The sequence below is a fragment of the Paenibacillus ihuae genome (assembly GCF_001368795.1).
Taxonomy (GTDB): domain Bacteria; phylum Bacillota; class Bacilli; order Paenibacillales; family Paenibacillaceae; genus Paenibacillus_AQ; species Paenibacillus_AQ ihuae.
The window spans coordinates 4,041,186-4,048,744 of the sequence record NZ_LN831198.1; the positions used below are offsets into that span (position 1 = coordinate 4,041,186).

Below are 7,559 nucleotides of genomic sequence, written 5' to 3' on the forward strand. Positions count from 1 at the left end.
TATCAAATCATCTTCCGCGCTCCAAGCGTCCTGTCTAACGGCTGTCATAAAGCCTAACCCTCCTAACAACATCTTGAAATAACCATCTTCATAACCGGCAGCTCCGCCGGATAGTGAATAGGATAAAAGCTGCTTACTCCATTTCTATGCCTCTGCTAGAGTTCATAGAATCTATTTGATACTAAATTGTATTTCCATTTTGTTTAAACCTCATACGCTCATAGCTATAAATTCTCATTTCCGGTCAAATCCGAACTAGTCAATTACAAAAATCATATTTAATATATAATTGCTAATTTTTTTCAATGAATTCGTTTACAGCTTTTTGTCCAGCAGTTATAATAGATCCAAAGAAGTACTTTTCGGGAACCATTTCTAAGAAGGGGGCTACTCTCTTGGACCGTATGTTTCGCGTATTAGGTTTTTTCACGCTCGCTATCGGGCTTATGGCTTTCGCCGGCGATTTAACCGAAATGGCATTGCTCTTCTTTTTGCAAACGGCCTTTTTTGTTGTGCTGGGCTATATGAAATTTACGGAAAAGACTTACATTCTGCTCTTCTGGGGCTATATGATCCTGACTTTCACCGGCTTCAGCTACTGGACTGTCTTTCAGATGGGACTACCGCTGTAACCGCATTGTTCAAAAGTAAAAACGGAGGTGCTCCTTGCTACAAGGAACAGCCTCCGTTTTTTGTGTGCTCTTTTGGCAGAACGGGGTATGATATTTTAACAGGACAAAACATATTATTAGTACATACCTATCTATTATGTAAAAGGTGGTGGTGTGGTGCTCACCCGTAACAAGGCAATCCGCAGGTTCAGCGTTTTGCTCATTCTAATGATTCTCACTATACTGCCGCTATCGTCTACAGCTTATCTTTCGGCCGGCCCTGGTTCCATCACCTCATCTCCGCCTATCCTCCCGGATAATGAGGAAACCCGGAAGCTGCTGGAGCAAACCCTGTCATCTTCCGAAATCGAAAAGGAAATTGCCAGAATTACCGCAGAGCAAGAAGTTCTTGAGCGAAAAGTAGCAGTGTTAAAAAAACAGGCCGCAGCTAAGCAAACCGCGATATTGGATCAGCAGCAGCGCGCAGGTGCTATTGTACGTTCTTATTACATGGGAGAAAGAGACGGGCTGCTTGCTGCAGTGCTCTCGGCAAAAAGCATCGGGCGGATGCTTGCCCTATATGATTATTATGAGATTATTATCGGGCGGGACCATGATATCCTGAGGCAGTATGAAGGGGAATATAAAGACTTGAAGTCGACTCTGGCTGCTGCAGAACGCAGTTCCAAAGAGCTTGCAGAGCTTAAAATAGCTTTGGAGGATCAGAAAATGCGGGTTGCTGCGCTGAATGAAGAGATTGAGGGCGGTATCTCAGCCAGCAGTGACCCGGAAAGTATGAGCGCTCTACTGGACGAGTTTACAAAATACTGGGAAAATATCGGCCTTCATGAAGTAAAAACTTATTTCAAAGCCCTTTCCTCGGCAATGAATCATCTGCCGCAATTTGTCCAGAGCCGGGATGGCATTCTGACCCGTAAAGGAATGACTTACAATCTGGCGCTAAAGGAAGAGGATCTGAACGAATTTCTGGTGTCGCAAAATAAGCTGTTCCAGGATTTCGGCTTTCATTTCAATAACGGTAACGTGACTGCTTCCGGATCAAGCGGCGGCTTAACACTCACCCTGACAGGCCATTACTCGATAGAATCCGAGCCGGTTAACGCACTGATGTTCCATATCGATAATGTCGTCTTTAACGGTTTGGAGCTGCCGGAGTCCACCCGCCAGGATCTGGAGGATGAATTCGATCTCGGCTTCTATCCGGAGAAGATTGTTTCCTTCCTGCATGCGACAACTGTGGAGAGTAAAGATGGTGTGCTATATGTGAAGCTCTCCATTTCATTCTGAGTCCTGGCTGAGTGCAGCTTTATATCCGGCAGCATCAAGCTTTCCGGTCAGCAGTAAGGTGGTTGCTGCGGAAAATGCATTCCACCTGCCCGGAGCCTCCTCAGTAACCGCTTCTTCAGATAACAGCAGCTTGCTATCAAATGGGAGACCGGTAATCTCCGGAAATGATGATTGGTACAGTTCGTCCAGTGCCGGCAGCCGTTTGGTATTCTCCAGCCATTCCAGCTGTGCGGTAGATGAAGTAATATATGCCAGCCAGTTAACCGCTGTTTCCGGGTTGCTTGAACCGGCCGGAAGTGCAAAGAACCGGCTGTGCATCGCCTCGTATCCTTTATTGCCGGCCATATCCATGGGAGCCGCAGCCGTAAGCGATGCGTTACCGTACTGCTGCCATTCAGAGAGGGGAAGTGCAGCAATGGCAAGCTTGCCGCTTTGAAGCATGTCCCAGAGATCTGGATTATAGCGGCTGCTCAGATAAAAATAGCTGCGGGCATATTGTGTCCACTCCAGGGCGGCTGTATTGTCAGAATCCAGGCTGAATCCCATACTTTCCAGCAGTGTCATATAACCATAGGGGTTGCGGCTGTCCAATCCGAGGAGGTACTGTTCTTTCCCGGGAGCCTTCTCCTGCTGTTCACGCAGCTGATTAAGCAGTAAGCCCCACTGCTCCAGACTTTTCGGAGCTTCCGCGAGACCCAGTTCGGCAAGCCGCTGTGGTGAATACACAAGCACATATGGATCGATATCCAACGGAACTCCCCAGTCATATCCATTCCACTGCATTTGCGGAATCAGCATGGTGAGCGGCGCACTGCCTGGCACACTTTGATAAACGTCTACCGGCAGCAAAAATCCGCGGGTAGCCAGATCAGCGATATTCCGCCCGTCGGTCATGATAATATCCGGACTTTCGCCTGTCGTTAGCTCCTGTTTAAGCATATCGGCATTCTCTTCATTGCCCACATTACTAATCACTACTTCTATTCCGCTTGATAAAGTATAATTGCTGCTGATCCGTTCCAGCTCTTTCAGCTCCTCGCTGTTCAAGGAGACCCTGATACTCAGACTTTTCACTCTGCCCTGATCTCCCGAATCGGGCTGCTCGGACAGACTTTGCGGCTGCCTAGGCGGATAGGAACCTTCGGTGGTATCCAGCTCCATGCTGGGCGACAAGCTTGTCAGCGCCAGCAGCAATATTGCAAACAGCAGCCAATAGTTTTTGCGTCTCAGCACGTTTCTTTCCCCTCCCGACTTCGGTGCTCTTCCCTATTTTACCAGATGACAGCGATCTTGTCTTTGACAGTTGAAACCGTTCTCTTTCTATTATATAGGAGATGTGGGGCAGGGAGTGATAGTTCTTATAGAGAGTGAAGCCGCTACGCGTGCGGATTGTTCTTCCGATCGCTGTTGTCCCCGGATTGTTGGATCAGATTAAATGGTATCAATCCGGGGACAAAGGCGAACGCTACCGCTTCTCCAGAACAATTCCGCTCACTCCGCTACACTACTCTCGTAGAACAGAAAAATAACTCCCCGCCCCACCGGGGGCGGGCAGGCAAAAAGCCGGGAGGTGATCTCCCGGCTTTTTGCCTTATGCGGGCGCGGCTTGCACGAGACGCCCAAGCCGCAAATATTTTCACAGCAGCCTAGTTAGGCGCCTATTAACTCTACAGCAAATCCGCGGCCAGCTGGGCCAGGCGGGAACGCTCGCCTTTTTCCAGGGTAATATGTCCGCTTATGCCTTCCTGCTTGAACTTTTCAACGATATAGCTGAGTCCGTTGCTCGCGGCATCGAGGTAAGGATGGTCAATTTGCTCCGGGTCGCCCATCAGGATGACTTTACTGCCTTCCCCGGCTCTGGAGACAATCGTCTTCACCTCATGACGGGAGAGATTCTGCGCCTCATCGATGATGATAAACTGCGATGGAATGGAACGTCCGCGGATATAAGTGAGCGCCTCAACTTGGATGCTGCCCAGCCCCATCAATATTTTATCAATATCCCCGGCTTTTTTGGTATCGAACAGAAACTCCAGATTATCATAAATCGGCTGCATCCACGGACGCAGCTTCTCGTCCTTCTCCCCGGGCAGGTAACCGATGTCCTTCCCCATCGGTACGACGGGACGGGCGATGAGCAGTTTTTTGTAGCGGTGCTCATCCTCCACCTTGAACAATCCGGCGGCTAGTGCCAGCAGTGTTTTGCCTGTTCCGGCTTTGCCGGTAATGGTCACCAGCGGAATATCCTCATTCAGCAGCAGCTCAAGCGCCATACGCTGCTGTGCGTTGCGGGCACTGATGCCCCAGACTGCATCATTGCCGAGATACAGCGGCTCCAGCCGTGAAGCATCACTGTTCACTTTGAGCAGAGCCGACTTGCCGCTCCCGATTTCGTCCTTCAGAATGACGAATTCATGCGGATACAACGGGTAAGATAAGGACAGCTGCTTAACGGACAAGGAACGGTGACTGTAATATTCATCTATCAATGAAGGATGGACCAGCAGAGACTGGCAGCCGCTATACAGCTCGTTCAGATCTCCCGTACGGTCGGATAAATAATCCTCCGGTGTAATCCCCAGCACATCCGCTTTGATGCGGACGAGTACATCTTTACTTACGAGTACCACAGGACGCGGTTCAGCTTTCTCGTTCTCCTCATGGAGATAATTAAGCGCTACAGCCAATATCCGGTTGTCATTGGACACTTCTCCGAACATTTCCTGTACCTTTACGAAGCTGCGGTGGTTAAGCTCCACCTTCAGCGTGCCCCCATGCTCCAGTACCACTCCGCTGTGCAGGTGGCCGAGTTCACGGAGTCCGTCTAACAAGCGTGACACGGTGCGGGCGTTGCGGCCGATTTCATCGGCGTTGCGCTTCTTGGAGTCGATTTCTTCCAGAACTACAGCCGGAATCACTACCTCATGCTCCTTGAACGCAAAGATCGAATTGGGGTCGTGCAAAAGCACGTTAGTGTCTAGTACAAATATCTTTTTCATGATATCCCCTCCACAGCGCCTGGTTTGATTGATCATACATAACTCTTTTCAGTAAGGGCAACATAAGGTAAAGTACTGATCTTTGACTGAAAGGAGTATTCACATATGAGAAAATCAATGTGTCTGTTGCTGGTACTGCTGCTGCTGACAAGCTGCGGTATCGCTAATAAAGAGTCATCACCCTCTCCTCAGAGTCAACAATCGCCTGAAACATTGAGCAGCCAAGGGAACCAGGAGGTACGTAATTTGCCTGATGACAATGCCGCCACTCAAGGTGATGAGACCAAAGCCGGACAAGCTTCTGACGTTCAAGGCGAAAGCGATGTTGCACTTAAAGACCATTTTGAGCAGCTGGCAACAAGAGTTCCGGGTGTAAACGGCGCCCACTGTGTCGTGATGAACAACCTTGCAGTAGTCGGCATTGATGTCGATGGGTCACTTGGACGCTCACGGGTCGGAAGTATCAAATACTCCGTAGCAGAAGCGATCCGCAAGGACCCCCGGGGGATACAAGCTCTGGTTACTGCCGACTTGGATCTTTCTAACCGGCTGGATGAAATGGGACGCCATATTTCCAAAGGTAATCCGGTATCCGGATTCGCTGCAGAAATGGCCGATATCATCGGGCGTATCATCCCTCAGCTTCCTGAAGATACCCAGCCGCAGGGCAACGGCCAATAACCGGTGCTACCCTTTAGTTTCTCCGATTGAAATTCCTAATGGACAAAAAAAGCCTAGTGAGAGAATCACTGGGCTTTTTGCATGGCGGCAAACACTTGTCCGTCCAGCTTCTCAGCCGCACGCGCATCGTATACCTTCGCATATTTCGGGGCGGACTCAAGCTGTGCACCGTAAAAAAGCGCATTGCGGACCGCATCAATTTCAACATCAAAACAGCACATCTTAAAGGGCACATCCAGCAGCGGATCCTGCTTGACGGAAGCACGCCCGTTAATGGCATGAACGGTACCCTCGCCAAAAACCGTAATCGTTACCAGCGGATTGACCTTCATGTTGTTCACCAGTCTGGACCGGTGGTCCACCGCAAGACGCACGATAGAAGGGCTCACTGCGTAGATCCAGGAAATGGCAGTAGACGTTGGTCCGCCGGATTCCGCGTCCACCGTGTTTAGAAGAACAAAAGTTTCCGATTGCAGCATCGTTAGCAGGGTTTCATTGAGCTGAGCAATGGCTTCGGACATAAGTACAGGCCCCCTATGACGCAAATGTGCATTCAATTTATTATATTATAGCACATGCCCAAACTTGCATTCAATTTCAGGATGTTTACAGTTGCGGCTCAGGGCTTCTCTGCAGCTGCGGCAGCATCCGCAGCCCGCCCGGCAATCCGGTCGTGCAGGCTTTTCTTGGCGTTTTCTAATTCTTCATCGTTAATATACACATACGGACTGCGCCAGGTTCCGGTAACAGGCACAAATTCGATGTTTTCTTTGGAGATTTTCCAATAGGTAGCAATCATGCTTTTGATCTGGGCGTTTTCGATATCCGTTTCCAGATTATTATCGACGGCATCAAGCACCTTGCCTATTTTGAGCACACCACCCAGCGACTGCATTTGTCCGACCAGTGCGTTCAGCACCTCATTCTGGCGTTTGTTGCGGTCAAAATCATCCGAAGCCTCTGTCTTGGGGCTGCAATTGGATTTGCGGTAACGTACATAGTCGAGTGCATCATCACCGTTCAGCTCTGCAGGGCCTTTTTTGAGGTTGATATCAGTCCCGTCCACACTGTCGGTATAGCACATATCTGCACTGATGTTAACATCCACTCCGCCAAGCTCATCCACAATATCGCGGAAGCCCTGGAAATCGAGCACAGTGACATAATCAACATCGATGTCCAGATATTTACTCATCATTGTCTTCATTTCATCTTCGGCGAGTATGCCGGAGGATTCCTCCTTTGCCTTGAAGCGGGCGTAGAAGGCGTTGATCTTGGTCTTCTTATAGCCGCTAAGCTCTACATAGGTATCACGGGGCAGCGAGACAACTGTCGCAGATTTCGTCTCCGGGTTCAGCGCAGCCACCATAATGACATCCGTCAGATTGGATGGATGCTTCGGACGATTATCGGTACCCAGCAGCAGGAGGGTCAGCGGCTTCGTCGAGGCGAGCTGTCCGCTCTCTACTGACTGGTCCACACCGAAGCCGCCCTTTTCGAACTTAAAGTACAGGAATCCGGCATACCCGAGTGCGGCAAGTACCGCAATTAAGATCAGAACGAGCAGCATTCTGACCAATCTGGCAAAAAATCCGCGTTTTTTTACTTTTTTCTTCGGCTTTCCTTGCGGAGCGGTTCTGTTCTGAGATCCCCTGCCCCCTTGTTGTCCGTTTGATCTTGGAGGTAAACTTCCCTTGCTTGTATTCATAATGGAATAAAGTCCTTTTCAATTCACTTAGATTTTAGTACATCAACATATAAATAGACGAATCGGGTCGGCAAAAGTTGCGGTTACTGCCGTTTGGCAGCTGCCGCTGCCTTCCGCCTCTGCCGGGCCTCCACCAGATAACGGACCCGCACAAGCAGCATAAGCCCTACAGCGACCAGCAGGCACTGTATAATCGGCAGCTTGTCGTGCTGGAAGATGAGCAGCATTCCTGAGCCCAGCGCCATCATCAGG

At 49.7% G+C, this 7,559-nt stretch carries 8 protein-coding genes; 3 read left to right on the plus strand and 5 right to left on the minus strand.

The genetic code is table 11. The features are described 5' to 3' along the window. Positions 1–395: 395 nt before the first annotated feature. The gene (locus AQR02_RS18680; RefSeq protein WP_054941764.1) at positions 396–632 is read left to right on the plus strand and encodes a DUF2626 domain-containing protein; all 237 of its coding nucleotides are present in this window, start codon (positions 396–398) and stop codon (positions 630–632) included. Between the two features lie 156 nt (positions 633–788). Then, a complete protein-coding gene (locus AQR02_RS18685; RefSeq protein WP_245237542.1) occupies positions 789–1,919 on the plus strand; it encodes a coiled-coil domain-containing protein in 1,131 nt (376 codons plus the stop codon). Here the strand turns inward: AQR02_RS18685 and AQR02_RS18690 are convergent. Both AQR02_RS18690 and AQR02_RS18695 read right to left on the minus strand, forming a co-directional pair. After that, positions 1,911–3,152, minus strand: coding sequence for an ABC transporter substrate-binding protein (locus AQR02_RS18690; RefSeq protein WP_054941765.1), 1,242 nt, complete (start codon positions 3,150–3,152; stop codon positions 1,911–1,913). The two genes, AQR02_RS18685 and AQR02_RS18690, sit on opposite strands and share 9 nt — an antisense overlap. A gap of 434 nt (positions 3,153–3,586) precedes the next feature. Then, positions 3,587–4,918: a PhoH family protein gene (locus AQR02_RS18695; RefSeq protein WP_054941766.1), complete on the minus strand. Its 1,332-nt coding sequence runs from the start codon at positions 4,916–4,918 to the stop codon at positions 3,587–3,589. A gap of 105 nt (positions 4,919–5,023) precedes the next feature. Here AQR02_RS18695 and AQR02_RS18700 point away from each other — a divergent pair, with 105 nt between their 5' ends. Continuing rightward, the gene (locus AQR02_RS18700; RefSeq protein ID WP_054941767.1) at positions 5,024–5,599 is read left to right on the plus strand and encodes a YhcN/YlaJ family sporulation lipoprotein; all 576 of its coding nucleotides are present in this window, start codon (positions 5,024–5,026) and stop codon (positions 5,597–5,599) included. Between the two features lie 65 nt (positions 5,600–5,664). Here AQR02_RS18700 and AQR02_RS18705 read toward each other — a convergent pair whose 3' ends face one another. From AQR02_RS18705 to AQR02_RS32020, 3 genes are all read right to left on the minus strand, one after another. Beyond that, entirely contained in the window at positions 5,665–6,120 is a 456-nt protein-coding gene (locus tag AQR02_RS18705) for a PNPOx family protein (protein ID WP_054941768.1), read from the minus strand. Between the two features lie 98 nt (positions 6,121–6,218). Continuing rightward, positions 6,219–7,307, minus strand: coding sequence for an LCP family protein (locus tag AQR02_RS18710; RefSeq protein WP_054941769.1), 1,089 nt, complete (start codon positions 7,305–7,307; stop codon positions 6,219–6,221). Positions 7,308–7,390: 83 nt separating this feature from the next. Next, positions 7,391–7,559: YlaH-like family protein (locus AQR02_RS32020; RefSeq protein ID WP_222861276.1), on the minus strand; the 169-nt coding region annotated here is incomplete at its 5' end.

Excerpts from the sequence above, each read along its gene's own strand:
- AQR02_RS18710 (WP_054941769.1), bottom strand. The coding sequence starts at position 7,307 with ATGAATACAAGCAAGGGAAGTTTACCTCCAAGATCAAACGGACAACAA.
- AQR02_RS18695 (WP_054941766.1), bottom strand. The coding sequence starts at position 4,918 with ATGAAAAAGATATTTGTACTAGACACTAACGTGCTTTTGCACGACCCC.
- AQR02_RS18700 (WP_054941767.1), top strand. The coding sequence starts at position 5,024 with ATGAGAAAATCAATGTGTCTGTTGCTGGTACTGCTGCTGCTGACAAGC.
- AQR02_RS18705 (WP_054941768.1), bottom strand. The coding sequence starts at position 6,120 with ATGTCCGAAGCCATTGCTCAGCTCAATGAAACCCTGCTAACGATGCTG.